Origin of the sequence: Cryobacterium sp. PAMC25264, from assembly GCF_019443325.1 — a bacterium.
Taxonomy (GTDB): Bacteria; Actinomycetota; Actinomycetes; order Actinomycetales; family Microbacteriaceae; genus Cryobacterium.
Genome location: NZ_CP080383.1, coordinates 1,853,214 through 1,876,228 on the forward strand (window position 1 = coordinate 1,853,214; position 23,015 = coordinate 1,876,228).

At 68.8% G+C, this 23,015-nt stretch carries 15 protein-coding genes and 1 pseudogene; 6 read left to right on the top strand and 10 right to left on the bottom strand.

Annotated features, from left to right (window positions below):
* Positions 1 to 11 precede the first annotated feature (11 nt).
* Genes ligA through KY500_RS08545 form a run of 3 tightly spaced genes read right to left on the bottom strand, consistent with a single transcriptional unit; the run spans position 12 to position 4,656 of the window.
* Positions 12 to 2,291 carry an NAD-dependent DNA ligase LigA gene (gene ligA / locus KY500_RS08535; protein WP_219903088.1) on the bottom strand — a complete coding sequence of 760 codons (2,280 nt, stop codon included), beginning with the start codon at positions 2,289 to 2,291 and terminating at the stop codon, positions 12 to 14.
* A complete protein-coding gene (gene mnmA / locus KY500_RS08540; RefSeq protein ID WP_219903089.1) occupies positions 2,284 to 3,459 on the bottom strand; it encodes a tRNA 2-thiouridine(34) synthase MnmA in 1,176 nt (391 codons plus the stop codon). Before mnmA ends, ligA begins: the two co-directional genes overlap by 8 nt.
* Positions 3,460 to 3,462: 3 nt before the next feature.
* Positions 3,463 to 4,656 carry a cysteine desulfurase family protein gene (locus KY500_RS08545; protein WP_219903090.1) on the bottom strand — a complete coding sequence of 398 codons (1,194 nt, stop codon included), beginning with the start codon at positions 4,654 to 4,656 and terminating at the stop codon, positions 3,463 to 3,465.
* Positions 4,657 to 4,744: 88 nt separating this feature from the next.
* Between KY500_RS08545 and glgX the strand changes: the two are divergent.
* A pseudogene (gene glgX / locus KY500_RS08550) lies at positions 4,745 to 6,801 on the top strand (glycogen debranching protein GlgX).
* Positions 6,798 to 7,283, top strand: a complete 486-nt coding sequence (gene ybaK, locus KY500_RS08555) for a Cys-tRNA(Pro) deacylase (RefSeq protein ID WP_219903091.1) — start codon at positions 6,798 to 6,800, stop codon at positions 7,281 to 7,283. Before glgX ends, ybaK begins: the two are co-directional and overlap by 4 nt.
* Before the next feature lie 35 nt (positions 7,284 to 7,318).
* Here the strand turns inward: ybaK and glgP are convergent, their stop codons facing one another.
* On the bottom strand, positions 7,319 to 9,919 hold the full coding sequence (gene glgP / locus KY500_RS08560; protein ID WP_219903092.1) for an alpha-glucan family phosphorylase: 2,601 nt from the start codon (positions 9,917 to 9,919) through the stop codon (positions 7,319 to 7,321).
* Between the two features lie 133 nt (positions 9,920 to 10,052).
* Between glgP and KY500_RS08565 the strand changes: the two genes are divergently transcribed.
* Both KY500_RS08565 and glgB read left to right on the top strand, forming a co-directional pair.
* On the top strand, positions 10,053 to 12,095 hold the full coding sequence (locus KY500_RS08565; protein ID WP_219903364.1) for a maltotransferase domain-containing protein: 2,043 nt from the start codon (positions 10,053 to 10,055) through the stop codon (positions 12,093 to 12,095).
* The gene (gene glgB / locus KY500_RS08570; protein WP_219903093.1) at positions 12,092 to 14,308 is read left to right on the top strand and encodes a 1,4-alpha-glucan branching protein GlgB; all 2,217 of its coding nucleotides are present in this window, start codon (positions 12,092 to 12,094) and stop codon (positions 14,306 to 14,308) included. The genes KY500_RS08565 and glgB overlap by 4 nt, the downstream gene beginning before the upstream one ends.
* A 319-nt stretch (positions 14,309 to 14,627) precedes the next feature.
* Here glgB and KY500_RS08575 read toward each other — a convergent pair whose 3' ends face one another.
* Entirely contained in the window at positions 14,628 to 15,593 is a 966-nt protein-coding gene (locus KY500_RS08575; RefSeq protein ID WP_219903094.1) for a tetratricopeptide repeat protein, read from the bottom strand.
* Entirely contained in the window at positions 15,590 to 17,407 is a 1,818-nt protein-coding gene (locus tag KY500_RS08580) for a hypothetical protein (protein ID WP_219903095.1), read from the bottom strand. Before KY500_RS08580 ends, KY500_RS08575 begins: the two co-directional genes overlap by 4 nt.
* 294 nt (positions 17,408 to 17,701) lie before the next feature.
* Here KY500_RS08580 and KY500_RS08585 point away from each other — a divergent pair, with 294 nt between their 5' ends.
* Both KY500_RS08585 and KY500_RS08590 read left to right on the top strand, forming a co-directional pair.
* Entirely contained in the window at positions 17,702 to 19,318 is a 1,617-nt protein-coding gene (locus KY500_RS08585; protein ID WP_219903096.1) for a DivIVA domain-containing protein, read from the top strand.
* 67 nt (positions 19,319 to 19,385) lie between these two features.
* Entirely contained in the window at positions 19,386 to 20,435 is a 1,050-nt protein-coding gene (locus KY500_RS08590; protein WP_219903097.1) for an AI-2E family transporter, read from the top strand.
* 27 nt (positions 20,436 to 20,462) lie between these two features.
* Here KY500_RS08590 and KY500_RS08595 read toward each other — a convergent pair whose 3' ends face one another.
* The 4 genes from KY500_RS08595 to KY500_RS08610 all read right to left on the bottom strand — a co-directional run bounded on the left by KY500_RS08595 (position 20,463) and on the right by KY500_RS08610 (position 22,997).
* Positions 20,463 to 21,191, bottom strand: coding sequence for an alpha/beta hydrolase (locus KY500_RS08595; protein WP_219903098.1), 729 nt, complete (start codon positions 21,189 to 21,191; stop codon positions 20,463 to 20,465).
* Between the two features lie 101 nt (positions 21,192 to 21,292).
* On the bottom strand, positions 21,293 to 21,586 hold the full coding sequence (locus KY500_RS08600; RefSeq protein ID WP_219903099.1) for a hypothetical protein: 294 nt from the start codon (positions 21,584 to 21,586) through the stop codon (positions 21,293 to 21,295).
* 55 nt (positions 21,587 to 21,641) lie between these two features.
* The gene (locus KY500_RS19235; RefSeq protein ID WP_255579884.1) at positions 21,642 to 22,391 is read right to left on the bottom strand and encodes a lytic transglycosylase domain-containing protein; all 750 of its coding nucleotides are present in this window, start codon (positions 22,389 to 22,391) and stop codon (positions 21,642 to 21,644) included.
* A gap of 57 nt (positions 22,392 to 22,448) precedes the next feature.
* Positions 22,449 to 22,997 carry a DivIVA domain-containing protein gene (locus tag KY500_RS08610; RefSeq protein ID WP_219903100.1) on the bottom strand — a complete coding sequence of 183 codons (549 nt, stop codon included), beginning with the start codon at positions 22,995 to 22,997 and terminating at the stop codon, positions 22,449 to 22,451.
* Between the last annotated feature and the right edge of the window lie 18 nt (positions 22,998 to 23,015).

The following is a 23,015-nucleotide window of genomic DNA, read 5'->3' on the forward strand; positions in this document are numbered from 1 at the left end:
CTTAGTCGGGGTTAGCCGGCGTCGGCCTCCGGTTCGGTCGCGGCGGCTACCGGTTCCGGCAGTCCGGCCGGGCCCTGTTCGAGCAGGATCCGGAACTCGTCGGCGTCGATGATGCGCACCCCGAGTGCCTCGGCCTTGGCCAGCTTGGAGCCGGCACCTGGGCCTGCGGCCACGAAGTCGGTCTTCTTCGACACGCTCGACGCGTTCTTGCCGCCGGCGGCGAGGATCGCCTCTGAGGCGCCCTCGCGGGTGAAGCCCTCGAGCGACCCGGTGGCGACGACGGTCAGCCCGGTGAGCACTCCCCCGGCCGCGGCGGCCGCACCTGGGCCCGGATGCCCGGGCGTCGCGAACTGCACGCCGGCCGCGGCCCACCGTTCCACGATCTCGCGGTGCCAGTCCACCTCGAACCAGTCGATCACGGCGTCGGCGATGATGCCGCCCACCCCGTCGACCTCGGCGAGTTCCTCCCGGCTGGCGGCGCGGATGGCGTCCAGCGACCCGAAATGCGTGGCAAGGGCCCGGGCGGCCACCGGTCCGACGTGCCGGATGTTCAGCGCCACCAGGATCCGAGCCAACGGTTTGGTCTTGGCCAGCTCGATCTCGGCGATGAGCTTCACGGCGTTGGAGGACGGCTGCGGACCCTCAAGGCCGGCCTTCTTCTCGGCCGCCGTGGGGTTTCGGCGGAACGGGGTGCGCTGGCGCGCCGTGCCGTCCTCATCTTCGCGGGGCAGACCGGTTTCTGCGTCGCGCACGACCACGCTGATGGGCAGCAGGTCGTCGATGGTGAGCTCGAACAAACCCGCCTCGGTGTCCAGCGGCGGGGCCTCCGGAACTGTCGGCTGGGTGAGGGCGGCAGCGGTGACCTCGCCGAGCACCTCGATGTCCAGGGCGCCGCGGGAGCCGATGTGCTCCACCCGGCCTCGCACCTGGGCGGGGCAGCTGCGCGCGTTGGGGCAGCGCAGATCGATGTCGCCTTCCTTGGCGGCCTTGAGCGGAGTGCCGCAGACCGGGCACTCTGTAGGCATAACGAACTCGTGTTCGGTGCCGTCGCGCAATTCCACCACCGGGCCGAGGACCTCGGGAATCACATCGCCGGCCTTCCGCAACACGACGGTGTCACCGATGAGCACGCCCTTGGCCTTGACCACGTCCTGGTTGTGCAGGGTGGCCTGGCGTACCACGGAGCCGGCGACTCGCACGGGTTCCATCACAGCGAACGGGGTGGCCCGGCCGGTCCGGCCGACGCTCACGACGATGTCGAGCAGCTTGGTGTTCACCTGCTCCGGCGGGTACTTGTAGGCGATCGCCCAGCGCGGAGCCCGGTTGGTGGCGCCGAGTTCGTCATGCAGGGCGAGCTCGTCGACCTTGATGACGATGCCGTCGATCTCGTGCTCGACGCTGCCGCGGTGTTCGCCGAAGTACGCGATGAACGCGGACGCCTCTCCCGCCTCAGCGACGACCTTGAAGTAGGGACTGGTGGGCAGGCCCCAGCCGGCGAGCAGGGCGTAGACCCCGGATTGGGAGTCGGCGCCGGGCTGCTGCCAGGCTCCGATGCCGTGCACGAGCATCCGCAACCGGCCGAGTCGGTCCTTCATCAGGGCGAGTTGGTCGGCGTTCTTGCTCTCTGCCTTCTGGCGGAGCGACCCACTGGCGGCGTTGCGGGGGTTCGCGAAGACGCGCTCCCCCGCGGCGCTCTGCGCGGCGTTGAGCTCACGGAACGCCGCGACAGGGAAGAACACCTCCCCGCGCACCTCCATGAGGGCCGGATGCCCGGTGCCGCTCAGCGTGCGCGGGATGCCGGGCACCAGGGCGATGTTCTCGGTGACGTCCTCGCCGACGACGCCGTCGCCGCGCGTCGCGGCGCTGACCAGCACGCCGTTCTCGTACCGCAGATTGATGGCCAGGCCGTCGATCTTCAGCTCGCAGAGGTAGTGCACCCGGCGCCCGGCGTCGCGCTCGACCTTGGCCGCCCAGGCCTCGAATTCCGGGGCGGAGAAGACGTTGTCGAGGCTGAGCATCCGTTCGGCGTGCTGCACCGGGTCGAAGAGGGTGGTTTCGGCCCGGCCCCCCACGGTCTGGGTGGGGCTGTCCTGACTGGCGAGCTCGGGGAAGAGCCGTTCGAGTTCTTCCAGGCGGTGAATCAGGCCGTCATACTCGGCGTCGGAGATGACGACCTCGTTGCGCTCGTAGTAGGCGTCGCGCGCCTCGAGGATGCGGGTGGTGAGGGTCGCGGCCTCGTCCCCGGCCACCGCCAACGCGGCCGCGGGCGACGCTCCGGTGGCGTCAGGCATCGACCGATACGGCGTCGGCGTCGGCGCTCACGGACACCGCACTCACTGTGCGATCGATCGTGCACTGGCCGAGCACCCGGGTGCCCACGTAGACGACAGCGGTCTGGCCGGGCGCCACGCCCGTCAGCGGCAGGGTGGGCAGGATGCGCAGCTCCGTGTGGGCCTCCACCGGCGGGTTCGCGGTGGGGTCGGCGGGCACGCTGATCACCTGGGCCACGGCGGGCTCGGGGTCGGCGTGCGCGCGGATCTGTACGTCGCAGGCGAATTCGATCTCGGGGTGCTCGGGCGCCACTCCCGCCCAGGTGAACTTCGTTCCGGCGATCTCCTTGATCGCCAGGGCCTCCTTGGGGCCCACGACCACGGTGTTCGTCACGGGGCGGATCTCGAGCACGAAGCGCGGCTTGCCGTCGGCCGCCGGTGTGCCGATGGAGAGACCCTTCCGCTGCCCGACGGTGAACGCCACGGCGCCCTCGTGCTCGCCGAGCTTGTTGCCCTCGCGGTCGAGGATGTCGCCGGTCGCCGGGGCGACCCGCTCGCCGAGCCAGCCGCGGGTGTCGCCGTCGGGGATGAAGCAGATGTCGTAGGAGTCGGGCTTGTTCGCCACCGAGAAGCCGCGCTCGGCGGCCTCGGCGCGCACCTCGGCCTTGGACGGCGTGGCGCCCAGCGGGAACATCGAGTGCGCGAGCTGCTCCTTGGTGAGCACGCCGAGCACGTAGGACTGGTCCTTGGCCCAGGCACTGGCGCGGTGGAGTTCGCGGTTGCCGTCGGCGTCCGTCACGATCGACGCGTAGTGGCCGGTGCAGACGGCGTCGAAGCCGAGCGCGATGGCCTTCTCGAGCAGCGCGGCGAACTTGATCTTCTCGTTGCAGCGCATACAGGGGTTGGGCGTGCGGCCCGCGGCGTATTCGGCGATGAAGTCATCGACCACGTCGAGTTTGAACCGCTCCGAGAAGTCCCACACGTAGTACGGGATGCCGATGATGTTCGCCGCGCGTTGCGCGTCCATCGAGTCCTCGACCGTGCAGCAGCCACGGCTGCCGGTGCGGAGCGTGCCGGGCATCCGGCTGAGGGCCAGGTGCACCCCGACCACCTCGTGCCCTGCCTCGACCGCGCGGGCTGCGGCCACGGCGGAATCCACCCCACCGCTCATTGCTGCCAGAATCTTCACTGGTTAAGTGTACGCACGCGGCGCCGAGTCGGCCATTCCCGCGCCGATCGCCTGCGACCAGGCTGCCGGTAGCGCCGCCAACAGGGCGTCGACGTCGGCCTGCGTCGAGGTGCGGCCCAGGGTGATCCGCAGGGCGCTGCGGGCCTCGGCCTCGGTGCGTCCCATGGCCCGCAGCACGTGAGAGGGCTCAGGGATGCCCGCCTGGCAGGCCGAGCCGGTGGACACCGACACCCCGGCCACGTCGAGCAGGAAGAGCAACGAATCGCCCTCGCACCCGGGGAAGGTGAAGTGGGCGTTGCCGGGCAGCCGACCCGCGGGGTCGGGGTCGCCGTTGTACACGGCGGAGGGCACCGCCTCGAGCACCCCGGCGATGACCCTGTCGCGCAGCGCGGCCAGACGGCGGTTCTCGGCGGCGAGTTCCCCGGTCATGGCCGTGGCTGCCACGGCAAAGGACACCGCGGCCGCCACGTCCTGGGTGCCGCTGCGCACCTGACGTTGCTGGCCGCCGCCGTGGATGAGCGGCACGACAGTGGCCGCGCGGGAGAGCACGAGGGCTCCGATGCCGACGGGGCCGCCGATCTTGTGGGCCGAGACGCTGAGCGCGGAGATCCCGGTGGCGTGCAGGGCGGCGAAGTCGATCGGCACGTGCCCATAAGCCGAGATCGCGTCGACGTGCACCGGGATGCCGTGGGCCGCGGCGAGCGCCGCCACCTCCTCGACCGGCTGCAGCGTGCCCACCTCGTTGTTGGCCGCGAGGAGGGTCACCAGGGCCACATCGTCAGGATTGGCCGCGATGGCCGTGGCCAGGGCGGGCAGATCGACCCGGCCGAGGGCGTCCAGCGGAATCCACTGGATCCGGGCTCCCTCCTGCTGAGCGAGCCATTCCACGGTGTCGACGGTGGCGTGGTGCTCTCCCCCCGGCACGAGGATGCGGGTGCGCGGGGCGCGGGCCCAATACAGCCCCTTGATGCCGAGGTTCACCGCTTCGGTGCCGCTGCCGGTGAAGACCACCTCGATGGGGTCGGAGTGCACACTCGCCGCGACATGCTCGCGGGCCTCCTCGAGCATCCGTTTGGCATTCTGGCCCTGGCTGTGGATCGACGCGGGGTTGCCCACGACGGCCATGGCCTCGGCGAAGGCGGTGATGGCGGCGGGGAGCATGGGCGCCGTCGCAGCGTGGTCGAGATAGACGGACATGTGGTGGCCTCCCTACGGGTCGTCGGGCCCTGAGCCGGGCACGCGGGCTGGTCTGAACTGACTGCCCGCACTCATTACTCTAGAACTCATGACTCCAGCAGACTCCCTCCGCAACCTGGGCGTCCGCGCTACGAGCAACGGCGGCGAACTCCGCGTCTGGTCCGAACACGCCGAATCCATCGAGTTGTGCATCTTCGACCACACCGATCCCAACTGGATCGTGCGCACGGTGGCCATGGTGCGCGACAGCCACAATGTGTGGGTGGGCCGCACCCGTACTCTCACGCCGGGGCGGCGTTACGGCATCCGGGTCACCGGTCCTGCCGGCCCCACCCACGCGTTCCACCCCGAGAAGACCCTGATCGACCCCTATGCGCGGGGCCTGGCCCGGGTCGGCCCCGACCAGTGGCAGTCCACCATGGTCGACGGCGGCTTCGACTGGGCCGGTGCGGTGAAGCCGAACACGCCGCTCGACCACACCGTGGTCTACGAGGCCCACGTGCGCGGGCTCAGCAAGCTCAGCCCGGCGATGCCCGCCGAGTTGCGCGGCACCTACGCCGGCCTGGCCCACGAGAGCACCATCGCGTACCTCAAGAACCTCGGCGTCACGGCCGTCGAGCTGCTGCCCGTGCAGTCGTTCGTGTCCGAGCAGCGTCTGATCAAGCAGGGCCTGTCCAACTACTGGGGCTATAACACCTTCAACTTCTTCACCCCGCACGCCGACTACGCCACACAGGCGTCGCAGTCCGAGGGCCCTGAGGCCGTCTTGCGGGAGTTCAAAGGCATGGTCAAACTGCTGCACGAGGCCGGCCTGGAGGTCATCCTCGATGTGGTCTACAACCACACGGCGGAGGAGGGGCCGGCCGGACCGGTCTCCAGTCTGCGGGGCATCGACAACGCCACGTACTACCGGCAGAACGCCCAGGGTCACTACATCGACGTCACCGGTTGCGGCAACACCGTCAACTTCGGCCACGAGGTGCCGATGCGGCTGGTGCTCGACTCGCTGCGCTACTGGCCAACGAGGTGCAGATCGACGGTTTCAGGTTCGACCTGGCCGCCACCCTCGGACGCAACGGCGACGTGCACTACACGCCGGACCATCCCCTGCTCACGGCCATCAGGGACGACCCGGCACTGGCTGGGGTGAAGCTCATCGCCGAGCCCTGGGACGTCGGCATGGGTGGCTGGCAGACCGGCAACTTCCCGTCCGGCTGGTCGGAGTGGAACGACCGCTACCGGGACCGGATGCGTTCCTTCTGGCTGACCGATGTCGCCGCCGTCCGGCGCAATGCCACCTCGGACAGCGGTATCGGCCGCTTCGCCTCACGGCTCGCCGGCTCGGCCAATACCTTCTCCCTGGAGCGTGGCCCACTCGCCTCCCTCAACTTCATCACCGCACACGACGGCTTCACCATGGCCGATCTCACCGCATACGACGTCAAGCACAACGTGGGCAACGGCGAGTCCAACCGCGACGGCACCAACGACAACAACTCCTTCAACCACGGCGTCGAGGGCCCGACCAGGGACGTCACGGTTCTCGCCACCCGGCGTCGCGCGATGCGCAACCTGCTCGGCACCCTGCTGCTCTCCGCCGGGGTCCCGATGCTGACCGCCGGCGACGAGTTCGGCCGCAGCCAGCGCGGCAACAACAACGCCTACTGTCACGACAGCGAGCTCACCTGGCTGGACTGGAACTTCGACGATTGGCAGCAGGACCTGCACCGAGTCACCCGGCAGCTTCTCGCCCTCCGCCGGGAGAACCCGGCCCTGCGGCCCGTGCGGTTCGGCCGCCCCGGCCAGACCACTCCGAGCGCCAGCCAGATGGACTGGTACAACGCCGCCGGCGCGTCGATGTCGGAGAGCGACTGGAACTCGCCCCGCGAGCGCACCCTGCAGTACCTCGCGGCGAGCACCCCGGAGCACGAGGGCTTCAACCGGATCCTACTCATCGTGCACGGTCTGGAAACCCCCGTCGAGGTGACACTGCCCCTACACACCGGTGTCTCCGGCTACACCGTGCTCTGGGACTCCAGCCACGACGATATCCGCGAGGTGGTGACCTCCTACGCCCCGGGCGCCCGGCTCACCGTAGGCGGCACCTCGATGCTGTTACTCAGAGCCGAGGACGCCCAGGCATGACCAAGCCGGATGCCGCCGGCACGCCGGCCACGGCCCTGTTGCTGCAACTGGGTCTCCAGTTCACCGCGCACCAGTACCTACACGACCCCGCCGCGTCCGGTTATGGACTCGAAGCGGCCGAGAAGCTGCGGCTCGACCCCGACCAGGTGTTCAAGACGCTGGTGGCCGACGCGGACGGGGCGCTGGTGGTGGCTGTCGTCCCCGTGTCGGGCCAGCTCGACCTCAAGGCGCTGGCGTCGGCGGTCGGCGCGAAGCGGGCCGTCATGGCTGATCCGAAGACCGCCGAGCGCAAGACCGGCTACGTGCTGGGCGGCATCAGCCCGATCGGCCAGAAGACCACCCTGCGCACCGTGATCGACGAGACGGCCGAGCTGTTCGACACCGTCTTCGTCTCCGGCGGGCGCCGCGGACTGGACCTCGAGCTGTCCCCCGCCGACCTGCTCAGCGTCACGGGCGCGACCATGGCCCCGATCGGCCGGTAGAGCAAGCCAGCCCCTACCGGGTTCGGCCAGTCGGCTCAGCTTGCGACGGCGACCAGACCCATCTCGGCCGGGCTGATCAGCAGCTCGTTGCGTGGCACGACCCGTACGGTGTAGCCGAACCCGCCCGCCCGGTCGAGTTCCACGGTGCCGGTGAACAGCGTCGGCGTGCCGGAGGCGGGGTCGCCCGTCGCATCCGCGAGCGCGTCCTGTCCCTGCACGTCGTCGATCGGCTCGAGCGCCTGGGTGCTCACATCGGTCAGGTCGTCGCCGCCCAGACTCCGGCCGTAAACCACCTGCACCGTCACGTCCTCCGGCTCCAGCCCATTCAACTGCACGTGGGCACGCAGGTGCAGTTCGTCGCCCACCTGCGGAACCGTGGCGACGCCGCCGGACTCCACATGCGCGACGCTCACCCCCGGCCACGCGGCGGTGATTCGGCTCTTCCAAGCCGCGAGCTCACGGGCCGCTCGGTAGTCGTTCGCCGAGAGGCGTGCCTCGGACGCGCCGGCGGGCCGGTAGAGCTTCTCCACGTATTCGCGCACCATCCGCCCGGCGTTCAGTTCGGGAGACAGCCCAGCGAGAGTCTGGCGGATGTTGGCCACCCAGCGTTCGGGTACCCCATCGGCGTTGCGCTCGTAGAAGGGCGGCGCCACCTGGTGTTCGATGAGCTCGTACAGCGCCTCGGCCTCGATACGGTCGCGTTCGGCGGAGTTGGTGGCCGCGTCAGCCGACGGGATCGCCCAGCCGTTCTGCCCGTCGAAGTACTCCGGCCACCAGCCGTCCAGGATGGACAGGTTGAGCGCGCCGTTGAGGGCGGCCTTCATGCCCGATGTCCCACAGGCCTCAAGCGGGCGGAGCGGGTTGTTCAGCCACACATCGGTGCCCGGGTACATCAGTTGGGCCATGCCGATGTTGTAATCGGGCAGGAACGCGATGCGCGTGCGCAGCTCGGGGTCTGCGGCGAACTGCACGATCTTCTGGATCAGCCGCTTGCCCTCCTCGTCGGCCGGGTGCGACTTGCCGGCGATGACGATCTGCACCGGGTGCTCAGGGTGCAGCAGCAGCGCGCGAAGGCGTTCGGGGTCGTGCAGCATCAGGGTGAGCCGCTTGTAGGTGGGCACCCGGCGGGCGAACCCGATGGTGAGCACGTCGGGGTCGAAGACCTGGTTGATCCACGCCGGAATCAGGCCGCCCGGGTTCTGCACGAGCCACGCCGCACCGATGCGGCGGCGGGCGTCGTCGACGAACTGGCGGCGCATGTCGCCGCGCACGTCCCAGAGGTCCTGATCACTCACCACGGGCGAGGCCCAGTCCGCGGTGGAGGTATCGGTGGTGCCCAGCCGGTTCGCGGCCAGGGCTTTGAGCGCCGGGTCGGTCCAGGTAGGCGCGTGCACCCCGTTGGTGATCGACGTGATCGGCACCTCGCTGGCGTCGAACCCGGGCCAGAGGCCGCTGAACATCCGTCGGCTCACCTCGCCGTGCAGCTTGGAGACGCCGTTGGCGTGCTGGCCCAGCCGCAGGCCCATGATGGCCATGTTGAAGACGTCGGGCGAGCCACCGGGGTAGCTCTCGGCGCCGAGGCCGAGCAGGTCCTCGACGGCCACCCCGGGCAGCAGGTCGGTTTCGAAGTACCGGCGCACCAGCGAGCTGTCGAAACGGTCAATTCCAGCGGCCACCGGGGTGTGCGTCGTGAACACGGTGCCCGCGCGGGCCACCTGCAGCGCTTCGGAGAAGCTGAGGCCCTCGCCGATCAGGCTGGAGATACGTTCGAGGCCGAGGAACCCGGCGTGTCCCTCGTTGGTGTGGAACACCTCGGGTTCCGGCCTGTCGTTGAGTGTGCTCCACAGCCGCACGGCGCGGGCGCCGCCGATTCCCAGCAGCAGCTCCTGCAGCAACCGGTGCTCCCCGCCGCCGCCGTAGAGACGGTCGGTGACCTGGCGCAGGTCGTCGGTGTTCTCCGGGATGTCGGTGTCGAGCATCAGGAGGCGGATGCGACCGACCCGGGCCTCCCAGACCCGCGCGTGCAGGGTGCGGTCGTCCGGCAACGCGAGCGACACCTGAACGGGCGAGCCGTCGGCGCGGCGAAGCACCGACAGAGGAAGGCCGTCCGGGTCAAGCAGCGGGTAGCTCTCCAACTGCCAGCCGTCGGACGAGATCGCCTGACTGAAGTAGCCGGCCTTGTAGAACAGACCGACGCCCACGAGGGGCACCCCCAGGTCGGAGGCACTCTTGAGGTGGTCACCGGCCAGGATGCCCAGGCCTCCCGAGTACTGCGGCAACGCGGCAGCGATACCGAACTCGGGCGAGAAGTAGGCGATCGACGCGGGCTTGGCCCCCTCGAGTTCTTGATACCAACGGGGCTGTTCCAGGTAGTTCCGGAGGTCGTCGCGCACCAGGTTGACCCCGGAGACGTAGTCGTGGTCGTGCGCGAGCTCCTGCAGCCGGGCCGGGTCCACCGCGCCAAGCAGCGCGACAGGGTCGCCGCCGATACGGCGCCACAGCTCCGGCGCAATGTGCTCGAACAGCTGCCGGGTGGGTTCGTGCCACGACCAACGCAGGTTCCCCGCCAGCTCGTCGAGCGCGGCCAGCGACTCGGGCAGGACTGCACGGACGGTAAATTTACGGATCGCCTTCACGAACCTCACTTTAGAGCCGTCAGGTGTCCAGCGGGTAACGTTCGTGCGCGCGTGTGATCACAGTTTCGTCCCCTGTTCTTGCTACGGTCGTCTTGTGGCCAAGACACCGAAACGAACCGTTCCCGCCCCCTCGATGCCGAGCACCGCGGATGTCCCGACCCAGGTCGGTCGAATCCCCGTCCTCGATGTCTCACCCCAGCTGCCCGACAACCTCTGGCCGGCCAAGGCTTTCGCCGGTGAGGTCGTTCCGTTCGGCGCGACCGCCTTCCGGGAGGGGCACGACGCCATCGGCGTGACGCTGTACCTCACCGCACCGGACGGCACCCTGACGCAGCACCCGATGCGCCCAGGAGCACCGGGCACCGACCGATGGGAAACCGCGGTGCGGCTGGACCTGCAGGGCTCGTACAGCTACCGGGTGCGCGCCTACGCGGATGACTTCGCGACCTGGGTGCACAATGCCGCCATCAAGATCCCGGCCGGCATCGATGTGGAGCTGATGTTCCTGATCGGGACGACCCTGCTCGCGCCGGCCGGCAAGGACCTCGCCCGACCCGTCGCCGAACGCCGCCTGTTCGCGGCGGCCGCCAAGACGCTGGCCAACACCAAGCTCCCCCTCGAGACCCGACTCGCCGTGGTCACCGACCCGGCCCTTTCCGCCGCGGCGGCCCTGCGGCCCCTCGCGAGCCTGGATTCTTTCTCGGCCGAACGCACCGTGCGGGTTGAACGCACCCGCGCCGGCGTCGGCTCCTGGTACGAATTCTTCCCCCGGTCGGAGGGCGCCGTCCGACACGAGGACGGCAGCTGGCAGAGCGGCACGTTCCGCACCGCAGCGGACCGCCTGCCCGCCGTCGCCGCGATGGGCTTCGACGTGCTCTACCTGCCCCCGATCCATCCGATCGGCCGTGCGTTCCGCAAGGGGCCCAACAACACGCTCGACGCGGGCGAGAACGACCCGGGTTCGCCGTGGGCGATCGGGTCGGCAGCGGGCGGGCATGACGCCATCCACCCCGAGCTGGGCACCATCGACGACTTCAGTTTCTTCCTGGACGCCGCCCGCGCCGAGGGTATCGAGGTGGCCATCGACCTGGCACTGCAGGCCTCCCCCGACCACCCCTGGGTGACCGAACACCCTGAGTGGTTCACCACCCTGCCGGACGGCACGATCGCGTACGCCGAGAACCCGCCCAAAAAGTACCAGGACATCTACCCGATCAACTTCGACAACGACCCGGCGGGCATTCGCGCCGAGGTGTTACGACTGGTGCGCTACTGGATCGGTGTGGGCGTCAACATCTTCCGGGTGGACAACCCGCACACCAAACCGCTGGACTTCTGGGAGTGGTTGATCGGCGTGATCAACCGGGAATCGCCCGACGTGGTCTTCCTGGCCGAGGCGTTCACCCGGCCAGCGCTGCTGCAGGGCCTGGCCAAGGTCGGCTTCCAGCAGTCGTACACGTACTTCACCTGGCGTAACACCAAGGAGGAGCTCGAGGAGTTCTTCGACGGCCTCGCCCACGACACCGCGGATTTCCTGCGCCCGAACCTGTTCGTCAACACCCCGGACATCCTCACCGAGTACCTGCAGTTCGGCGGCCCGGCCGCGTTCAAGATCCGCGCGGCCCTCGCCGCCACGGCCGCGCCCACGTGGGGCGTGTACGCGGGCTTCGAGCTCTACGAGAGCGTGGCCCGTCCGGGCGCCGAGGAGAACATCGACAACGAGAAGTACGAGTACCGGCCGCGCGACTTCGCCAAGGCTGAGGCCCTCGGCCGGTCGCTGTCGCCCTTCCTCGGCCTGCTCGGGCGCATCCGCGCCGCGCACCCGGCGCTCCGTCAGCTGCGCAACCTCGACATCCACTCCAGTGACGATGATTCGATCCTGGTTTACAGCAAGTACCTGGCCGGCGAGTTCACCGACGACGGCCGGGCGGATGCGCTCATCGTCGTCGCGAACGTCGACCCGCATTCCGTGCGCGAGACCGTGGTGCACCTCGACGTGACGCGCTTCGGCCTGCCGCTCGGCTCCCACTTCGAGGTCGAGGACCTCGTGACCGGTTCGGTGTGGACCTGGTCGGCCGACAACTTCGTGCGCCTCGACGCCTTCACCGAGCCCGTGCACATCCTGCACGTGCGGGTTCCGGCCGCCCTGCAGACCCAGAACGGACGCTCCGAATGAAGCACGCCATCGGCAGCCCCGCCGACGAACTCCCCGAGATCTCCGCCCATGTCCTGGAGACCGTCTCGGTCGGCTCGTACTACAACCCGCACGAGGTACTCGGCCAGCACCTGCTCGACCTGCCCGGCATCACGGACCCGCTCACGGTCATCCGCGCGCTGCGCCCGCTGGCCACCGAGGTCGTCGCGGTGCTCGCCACGGGCGCCCGTGTCGAGCTGGCCCACCTGGGTTTCGGCATCTGGCAGGGCGTGAGCACCATCGGACCGCAGGACTACCAGCTCGAGGCGCACTACGAGGGCGGCCCGGCCTGGCTCGCCGATGACCCGTACCGCTACCTGCCCACCCTGGGTGAACTCGACCTGCACCTGATCGGCGAGGGCCGGCACGAGCAGCTCTGGGGCGTCCTCGGCGCACACGTGCGCAGGTGCACCGGGGTGCTCACCGTGGTCGACGGCACCTCGTTCTCGGTCTGGGCCCCGCATGCCCGCGCCGTGCGTGTGATCGGTGACTTCAACAGTTGGTCCGGCACGATGCACGCCATGCGCAACATGGGCAGCACGGGCGTCTGGGAGATCTTCGTGCCCGGCCTCGCCGCCGGCTCCAACTACAAGTTCGAGATCCTCACCCAGGCCGGCACGTGGGTGCAGAAGGCCGACCCGATGGCCAGGTACACCGAGGTGCCGCCGCTCACGGCGTCGGTGATAGGCGAGACCGACTACGTCTGGCAGGATGCCGGCTGGCTGGCCGAACGCAGCGCCACCGACCCGCACGACCGCCCGATGAGCGTGTACGAGATGCACGTGGCCTCGTGGCGCCCTGGACTGGGTTACCGTGCCCTGGCCGACGAGCTGATCGACTACCTCGGTGAACTCGCGTACACGCACGTCGAGTTCATGCCGCTATCCGAGCATCCCTTCGGCGGTTCCTGGGGCTACCAGGTCACCGGCTACTTCGCCCCGACCAGTCGTTTCGGCCACCCCGACGACCTGCGTTACCTCATCGACCGGCTGCACCAGGCCGGCATCGGCGTGATCATGGACTGGGTGCCAGGGCACTTCCCCAAGGACGACTTCGCCCTCGCGCGTTTCGACGGTCAGGCGCTTTACGAGCACCCCGACCCGCGCCGCGGGGAGCAGATGGACTGGGGCACGTACGTCTTCGACTTCGGCCAGAAGCAGGTGCGCAACTTCCTCGTCGCGAACGCTCTCTACTGGCTCGAGGAGTTCCACATCGACGCGCTCAGGGTCGACGCCGTGGCGTCGATGCTGTACCTGGACTACTCGCGGAAAGACGGCGAGTGGGAGCCCAACAAGTTCGGAGGCCGGGAGAACCTGGAGGCGATCAGCCTGCTGCAGGAGGTCACGGCGACGGCGTACAAGCGCAACCCCGGCACCATCATGATCGCCGAGGAGTCCACCAACTGGGGCGGTGTCACAGCGCCCACCTCCGGCGGTGGCCTGGGATTCGGCCTCAAGTGGAACATGGGCTGGATGCACGACTCGCTCGAGTACATGAGCGAGGACCCGATGTACCGGGCCTATCACCACAACGAGATGACCTTCTCGTTCGTCTATGCCTTCAGCGAGAACTTCCTACTGCCGATCAGTCACGACGAGGTCGTGCACGGCAAGGGCTCGCTCATCGCGAAGATGCCGGGCGACTCGTGGCAGCAGCTCGCCAACGTCCGGGTCTACCTGGCCTTCATGTGGGCGCACCCGGGCAAGCAGCTGCTGTTCATGGGCCAGGAATTCGGGCAGCGCTCCGAGTGGAGTGAGGAACGCGGACTGGACTGGTGGATGCTCGACCAGCCTGGACACCGCGGACTTTTCAACCTTGTCGGGCAGCTCAACCGCGTCTACCGCGCCACGCCGAGCCTCTGGGCCAGGGACAACGATCCGGGCGGCTTCGAGCTTCTCGACGGCGGGGCCGCGGCCGAGAATGTGATCACCTTCGTGCGCTGGGACAACGAGGGCACCCCGGTCGCCTGCCTGTTCAACTTCTCCGGATCCCCGCACACCGGGTACCGGGTGGGCTTGCCGCAGGCCGGCGTGTGGGAGGAGATCCTGAACACGGATGCCGAGAACTTCGGCGGCTCCGGCGTGGGCAACCTCGGCGAGGTGCATGCCCTCGCCGAACCGTGGGCCGGCCGGCCGGCGTCCGCCACGCTCACCCTGCCGCCCCTCGGCGCCCTCTGGCTGCGCCTGCGCCGCTAGCCCTCCGGCTCGACGCGACGACGTCGCCGGCCGAGCCCATCTCGCCGGTCGAGCCAATCTCGCCGGTCGAGCCCATCCCGGCGGTCGAGCTTGTCGAGACCCAGTGAGCCGGTCCCAGGACTGCCTCACCAGGTTTCGACAAGCTCAACCAACGCAGAGATCGCGACCATCCCGCCGCGCAGAGGGCGCGCCCATCCCGCCGGTCGAGCCTGTCGAGACCCGTGAGCCGGTCCCAAGACTGACCGACCAGGTTTCGACAAGCTCAACCAACGCACAGGGCACAACCAGCGCAGAGGGCGCGACAAGCAGACGAACGCGGCTAGTAGAGCAGCGCGGTCAGGCGTTTGCGGGCCGGCGGCACACGGGGGTCGTCGGTGCCGACGACCTCGAACAGCTCGAGCAGGCGCTGGCGCACCAGATTCTTGCCCGCCGCGTCCTGGGCGGGGAAGAGTCCGAGCAGCCGGTCGAAGGCGTCCTCGATGTGACCGCCGGAGAGGTCGAGGTCGGCCACGAGCAACTGCGCGTCCAGGTCAGCGGGGTTGTCGGCCGCGGCCGAACGCACCTCGGCGATGGTCTTGCCCTGCAGGCGGCCGAGCAGGCTCACCTGGGCTAGCCCTGCCGTGGCCATGGCGTCGCGGGGGTCGCGGGCCAGGGCGAGCTTGTAGATGTCGATCGCGGACGCGTAGTCGCCCCGCTCGATGGCGTCGTAGGCCTCGCGGTGGTGCGGCGGCAGTTCGGGTTCCACCGGCGCTGCCGGCTCCCCGGCCGGAGCCTCTGCGGCGTCGGCGACGCCGGTCACCCCGTGCTGGGCTGCGAGCTCAAGCACACGTTCGAGGACCTCGCGGATCTGAACGACCGGGAGAACTCCGTCGAACAGCTGCACCGGCTGGCCGTTGATCACTGCGGCGAGCGTGGGCACCGAGGTCGCTTGGAACGCCTGCGCGAGCTGGGGGTTGGTGTCGATGTCGACGGTGGCGAGCACGAACCGACCGTTGTACTCCCGGATCAGGTTCTCGATCACGGGGGTCAGCTGCGTCGCCGGTTCGCTCCACTGTGCCCACAGGTCCACGATCACCGGAACGAATTTGGACAGCTCCAGCAACTCGGCGAAGTTGGTATCGGTTCCCTCGAGCACGAGGCTCGGAACGGGCACGGGGCCGGCCGGGCCGGCCGGCGCACCGGGAGCACCGGCCACTCCGGCGCCGGACACCGGAGGACGGTTCACGAGCGAGGACAGGTCGACGGCGCCGCGCAGGTTCGCGCCGACTGGGGGGATGACGGTCATGGAAGCTCCACGGATGAGATCAGTCCTTGGCTGAAGCCAAGGAGAACGATTTTGTCGGTCGACCCGGCAGCGGGCACATGGAAGAGCAACTGCTCGCTGTAGGTGTTCTGGATGCCCTTGGTGGTCTTGGTGATGCCGGACAGGGCTTTGCTCGGACCAGATGTCGGTTCGATCGTCGCCTTGCCGTTCACCGAGGTCACCGTGGTGATCTCGTTGACGCTGACGGCCACGATACTGCCCGAATCGTTGGTGGACAGGGCCACAACGTCGCCGCTTCCCGCTGCGTTGGTGAACTCCATCGCGGCGGTGTCCTCCAGTGCGTCCTTCTGCTTCTGCTTGCTGTCGACGCCGAGCAGGGTGCGGGCGGAGTCGCCATCGGCCTGGAACTGCGGGAAGGACGCGCTCGCCTCACCGTTCAGGAGGATGTCGGCATACGCCGGACCCACGGCCTCGGGGGCCATGGAGATCAGCTTGCTGTCCGGCGGCACCAGGGAGGCCCCGATGGTGGCCGGCGCGACACCGGGCACCTTGGCGGAGGCCTCGAGCTGGATGGCGTACTCCACGAGGTAGTTCTCCCGCGGTGATTCCTGCTTGAGAATCAGCGCCATGGTGGGCACCGTGGACTCATCGTCCGACTGCAGAACAGTCATGACCACGCGCGGCCAGGTGTCCGTCTGCTGCGGCAAGGTGAGGGTCATCGGGGAATCCGGCAGCGCCGTCGTGGGGGCGAAGGACGAGTCCGCGGTGCGGATCTTGTAGTTGGCCAGGCGCTGTTCGAGGGCGGGCCCGGTGAACCGGGTCGTTATACTGTCGGCGTCCAGGCTCTCGTCGGCGGCCGCGGTCAGCGTGACGATGTCACCGACGATGCGTTCGAGCTGCGGCGTGGTGACGGCCGGTGCCTTCACCTCGGCAGGTGCGGGCGCTTCGGTGCCCTCCGCGGTGGCGGTCGGAGTGGCGGTGGCGGTTCCAGTCGGCTCTGGCGCGGACGACGGCCAGAACTCCGGCGAGCATCCGCTGAGCACGAGCCCGGAGACCAGGACCAGCGGCACGGCGATCATGGAACGCCCGATCGAGCGACGCGGGCCGGTGATCTCACTGGCCTTGATCGTTTTGGGCCGCGGCACCCGGGGCAGCTTGGGCATGCGCGGACCGCGCGGAACGTTGCGGCGCGGACGACGGGAACGACGGAAGTGCAGCAGGCCGAGCAGGTAGACCACGAAGCCGATCAGGGCCATCAGCGCTCCCCCGACGATCAGCGGTCCCGCCCATGGTGTGGAGTTGTCCAGCGGCCAGGCGACGGTGATGTCGGTGGGCGCCGGCGCCGTGCCGTCGGAGGCGACGATGACCGAGATTCCCTCCGGAACGGTGAGCGTGGTCGTCAGCGACCCCTCGGCGGAGAACTCTTGCAGCCAGAGGTCCGATCCGGCCGGGTTCGTCGGCACGGCCGGGGCGTCGGCCTCGGCGCTGTCGGCGGACGGCTCCGTTGCTGCTCCGGCCACGGTGGTCACACCGAGGGTGTTGGACTCGGCATCGAACGCCACGTCGGCGTAGTCATCGGCCCCGATCCACGAGGTGACGTCGCTGGTGCGGCCGTACGCCACGAAGACACTGTCGGCGCCGCCCACGGTGATGGTCTGACTGCCGGGGAATGCGGTGAGGGCGCTGCCCTCGATCACGGCATAGGCAGAACCGTCGCCGATGGTGGCGCTGAGGCTCTGGGAAGCCGGTTCGAGAAAAATTGTTCGCTGCGCGATGCCGAATGCGATCATCAACGCAGCGAGAACGAATGCCAGAATGGCGAAGACGAAACGCACGTAAAACCCTCCTGTGTTGCCTGCCGATGGCTGCACCTTGGACCGTGCGCCACCGTGTGCCGGGGCCGGAAAGCAACAGACACGGACGTTCTACGATAGTGGACGCTCCTGAGAGGTGCCTAATAGCGCATTCTCACGACCCCTGAGAGGCCTTCAGCAGCCGGAATCGGCCCCTGAACAGGGGCAATCCTGGCGACCGATGGGTCGGTACTGTCGCCGGCGGAGGCACTAAAATCAGACGGGCCGCTCCATCAGTGCACAGACGGGGTGAGCGCCCATTAACGAGGAGAGATCGTGGCGACCGAAGAGGCTGACTTCACCCAGGTGTTCCGGGGGTACGACAAGGACGAGGTCGACAAGGCCCTCCAGGGCCTGCGCCGCGACCTGATCCAGGCGAACGCGCAGAGCACGGAATCGGCCAAGGAAGTCAAGCGGCTCTCCCAGCGCATCGACGACCTCAACGCCGAGATCGAAGAGGTCGGCAGTCCCACCTTCTCCGGCCTCGGAACCAAACTGGAGAACACCCTCCGGGTGGCTGAGGAACAGTCCACCCGGGTCATCGCCCAGGCCGACATCGACGCCGAGAAGCTGCGCGCGTCCGCAAACGCCGAGGTCGACGCCATGAAGCGCCAGGCCGCCGACCACGCCGAACGCTCGGTGTCGGATGCCACGGTGAAGGCCGGGCGTCTGCTGACCGACGCGCAGACCGAGGCCGACGACCTGCTCAGCCGGGCCGCGGAGTCCGCGGACCAGGTCACCCAGGATGCTCTGCAGGAGGCAGCAGCCATCCGCGGCGCCGTGGCCACCGAGGCCGCGGAGCTCCGCGCCACGGTCAAGCGTGAGGTTGCCGCCATCCGCTCCGAGGCCGAGCGGGAAGCCGCCGAGGTGCGCGTCGTCGCGCAGCGTGAGGCGACCGAGGCCCGGGAGATCGCCGCCGGGCTCACCCGCGAGACCGAGCTCACCCGCGCCGAGGTCGCCCACGAGCTCGACCAGCAGCGCGCCGACCTAGCCCGGGAAACCGAGCAGGCCCGCATCGACCTGGCTGCCGAAACCGAGCAGGACCGCATCGACCTGGCCCGGGAGACCGAGCAGGCCCGCATCGACCTCGCCCACGAGACCGAACAGGCTCGCGCCGACCTCTCGGTGGAGATCGAACAGGCCCGCACCGACCTGGCCAGGGAGATCGAGCAGGCGCGCACCGCGTTGGCGATCGAGGGTGAGCAGGCGCATACCGACCTCGACCGCGAACTGGACCGGGACCGCGCCGCCGTGGTGCGCGACCTGGACAAGGCCCACGCCGACCTCGCCGCCGAGGTGGAGCAGGCCAGGGCGGATCTTGCCCGCGAGCTGGAACAGACCAAGGCCGACTTCGACGCCGACAGCGAGCAGGCCCGCATCGACCTGGACAACCACCTCACGGCCACCCGCAAGCGCGGCGAGCACGAGGCGGCGAAGCTGCGCCGGGAGATCGACCAGATCCGCGCGGACCTCGAGGTGGAGCTGAAAGCCCGCCGGGACGAGGCCGAGCAGGATCACCTGGCCCGGCACCAGGCCGCCGTGGCGCAGACTCAGAAGTACCTCGACGACTCCGCTGCCCAGCTGGCCGGGACCAATGCCAGGACCCTCGAACTGCGCACGCTCAACGAGCAGCTGGACGCCGGCGCGCGCGCAGAGGCCAAGGCGCAGAAGGCGAAGGCCGATGACGCCGCCGAACGCATCGTGCAGGGCGCCGAGGACCGGGCAGCGGCACTCATCAGTGATGCGGAGACACGCACGCGTGACCTCGTCACCGACGCGGAAGACCGTCTGGCGCAGATTAGGATTGAGCGCGACTCGGTCGCCGGTTATTTCGAGAGCCTGCGCAGCGTCCTGACCCAGGCGGAGAAAGTGAACTCCGACCAGGACCAGTAATACCCCCGGCTTCTCCGGTTCGTCTCGCGCGGCTGGCTCGGCCCGCACCGGAAAAGTGGAGACAACTGTGAAGATCCAAAACGCCTTCCGTCTGGGCCTGGTCGGCACCCTGGGTGTCGGTGTCGGCGTGCTGATCCTCAGTTCCGTCGTGTCCCTGCAGACGATCATCACCTACGTGGGCGCCGCACTGTTCCTCGCGCTGGGCCTCGACCCGGCCGTGTCGTGGTTGGAGAAGAAGAAGTTCCCGCGCTGGGCGGCCATCCTCACGGTCCTGGTGGCCGTGCTGGGCGTTCTCACCGGCGTGATCTTCGCGATCGTGCCGATCATCGTCGACCAGGTCGCCAAGCTCTCGGAGCGGATCCCGGCCCTCGTCGCGTCGGTGAACTCCTCGACGTTCCTCGACGATGTGCAGAAGCAGTTCCCCGCGCTGGACGTGCAGAAGCTGGTCGAGTCGGTCACTGAATTCCTCGGCGGCAACATCACCAACATCACGGGCGCCATCATCGCCTCGGGCCTGGCCATCGTGACCGGGCTGTTCGGCGGACTGATCATCCTGATCCTCACGCTGTACTTCACGGCGTCGCTCAACAGCATCAAACGCGCCACCTACCAGTTGGTCCCCGCTTCGAAGCGGGAGCGGTTCGCCGACCTCAGCGAGCAGATCACCACGGCAGTCGGACGCTTCATCGTCGGGCAGGGGGCCCTGGCCGCCTGCAACGGCGTCCTGAGCTTCATCTTCCTGTCCATCATCGGCGCCCCGTTCCCCGCCCTGCTCGCGGTGATCGCGTTCCTGTTCTCGCTGATCCCCCTGGTGGGCACCATCACGGGCTCCGTGCTGATCGTGGCGACCTGCATGATCCCCGGCATCGGCAGCTCCTGGCTCACCGTGCTCGTGGCCGGCATCTACTACCTGGTCTACATGCAGGTGGAGGCGTACGTCCTCAGCCCCAACATCATGAACCGGGCTGTCGCCGTTCCCGGCGCCGTCGTGGTCGTCGCCGCCCTCGCCGGTGGCTCGCTGCTCGGCATTCTGGGCGCGCTCATCGCCATCCCGGTCGCCGCGTCGGTCATCATGATCATCAAGCAGGTTGTCATCCCCCGCCAGAACGAGCTCTAGGCCCGGTTGCTGCCCGGTCCGCGGGGGCTAGAGCTCCCCGGCCCACTCGTCGGGTAACGGCGCGGCGGCCGGGTTGACCACGGACACGATCTCTGTGAGCACCCGCCGGGTCTGGTTCTCCCCCACCCACAGATGCTTGCCGCCGTCCACCGCGATCAGCCGCGCGTCCGGCACGCTCGCGAAGCGGGCGCGTGCTTCGTCTGGGCGCAGGTAGTCGTCGAGTTCTGGAACCAGGACGACGAGCTTCCGCGGGTTTCCCGCCCAGGCCGCCACCTCCGCATCCGTCGCCCGGTGCAGGGGCGGCGACAGAAGGATCGCGCCCACTATAGGGTGCTCGAGGCCATATTTGAGGGCCAGCTCGGTGCCGAACGACCAGCCGACCAGCCACGGATTGGGTAGGCCCCGTTCTGCCACGAAGGCCATGGCGGCGGCCACGTCGTCACGTTCGGTCTCCCCGTGCCCGAAACTGCCCTGGCTGGTTCCGCGGGGGGACGTGGTGCCGCGGGTGTTGAACCTGAGCACCGCGAGGTCGGCCAGAGCGGGCAACCGGCCGGCGGCTTTCCGCAGGATGTGCGAGTCCATGAAGCCACCGCTGGTGGGCAGCGGATGCAGCGTCACGAGGGTCGCCACGGCCGGACGGTGCAGCGGAGTCGCGAGCTCCCCCACCAGGGTCAGCCCGTCACCAGTGTGCAACTCGATGTGTTCTCGCACGGCGGGCAGTTCGATACCGCCACGGATCTCGACCGGTCCGGCCATAACATTCTCCTCATCGGGTTGACGGCACGGCTGCCGCGGGTGGTTCAGGGATCTTCACACCCGCCGGCCACCGGAAGGCACGGCGCCGGACAGGGCTGTCGCTACTTGAGCTTCCAGCAGTGCAGGTGCCAGTGCCGACGGGCGGCGAGATCGGCGGCGTCGCCCATCACCCCGTCGCCGCGCCAGGTGACGACATGCGCCACCCCCGGCGCGATCTCCAGCCGGCAGCCGGGACACAGGTACGTCTTCGCAGCCGCGACAGCGCTGATCGGCTGGACGTTCCAGAGGCCGTCTCGCTTCGCTTCGGTGCGCCGCCACCCTGCCTGCAGGCGGGCGAATCCGTCGTCGTCGCCGGCGCCGCTCTTGCGGCCGTGGGGACGGTTACTGCGCGGCATGAGGAAAGTCTACCCGGGGCTGATTCTGCCGATCTGGAGGGACCGGCAATCTGCTCTAGTACCAGCCGACGTCGACCGAGTGGCCCCAGGCGCCGCAGGGGGTGCCGTAACGCCCACTGATGTAGCCCAGGCCCCATTCGATCTGGGTGGCGGCGCTGGTCTCCCAATCGGAGCCGGCGCTGGACATCTTCGACCCGGGCAGGGCCTGTGGGATTCCGTAGGCACCGCTCGGGTTGGCGGCATTCACGCGCCAGCCGGATTCCTTGTTCCAGAGCGAGACGAGGCAGCTGTACTGGTCCTCTCCCCAGCCACGGGCGGCGACGGCTCCGTACGCGTAGGCCTGGGCGGATCCGGGGTCGGGCACCGCAGCAGCGGCGGCACTGTAGGACGAGGACGATGATGCCGGTGCGATCACGACGGGAGCCGGCTCTGGCTCGGGTTCGGTGACGGTGTACCCGTCCACGATGACCGTGTTTTCCACGCTGCTCGCCACGAGCAGCGACTGCGCGGCAGCACCCTGGTACCGGTCGGACTTGGCGCCGGGTACCTGGAAGTACGGCGACGCTGTGGCGCCGGAGTAGGGGTCGACGACGGTCACGAGGACGAACGCGGCAGCTGCGGAGAACGCGAACAGAGACAGGGCGGCGTGGCCGCGGGACCGCGGGCGGACCACGGCCCGCTGCGGCGGCCGGGTCGACGCGCGCAACGGCGCCGGAACAAAGGGCGCACGGCGTGCGCTGACGGCCGGTGTGCTCACCGGAGAAACGCCCGATTCGGGCGCGGAAATACTGAGATGTCTACCCACGATTATTCGACCATAGCCCACTTCTTGTGTAACGGCCAGGTAACGACACGCTGTGGGTCACCGAACGGCGAGCATGACGTCGACGACGCTGTCCAGAACCAGGTCCACCTGAGCCTCGCGGTAGCCCGCACGCTGGGGCCGGAACACTGCCGTGCGCACGTCGTCGACGGTGACGGTCGTCCCGTCCTGGAAGTAGCTGACGAGCTTGGCCGACAGGCTGTCGACATCGGCCCGGTTGTAACCCGTGCTGAAGATGCTCGTTCGTGAGAACCGGTGACCGGACGGCCGGCCGAGCCGGTTGATGAGAACCTGCGCGGTGCTGCGCGCATCCTCGAGCCAGGCCTGCGACCCGGCCACGCTGGTGGCTCGTTCGCGTTCCCGCAGCGCGAACGCGTCTTCGAGGCGCTCGAGCGCGGCGTCCACGTGTTCGGGCGAGTATCCGCCCTTCTGCATGCTGAAAGCGGTGTGGCGGATGTCGGCGCTGGTCAGCTGCTCCGGACCGTCCGCGCCGTCGTACGCCTGGCGGGTCGACTCGAGGAACTCTTCAACCTGCTTGAGGTTGTAGCCGGGGGCTTTCTTGCTGGATCGCGGAAACGTTGTGCTCACCGCCTCATTCTGCCTCAC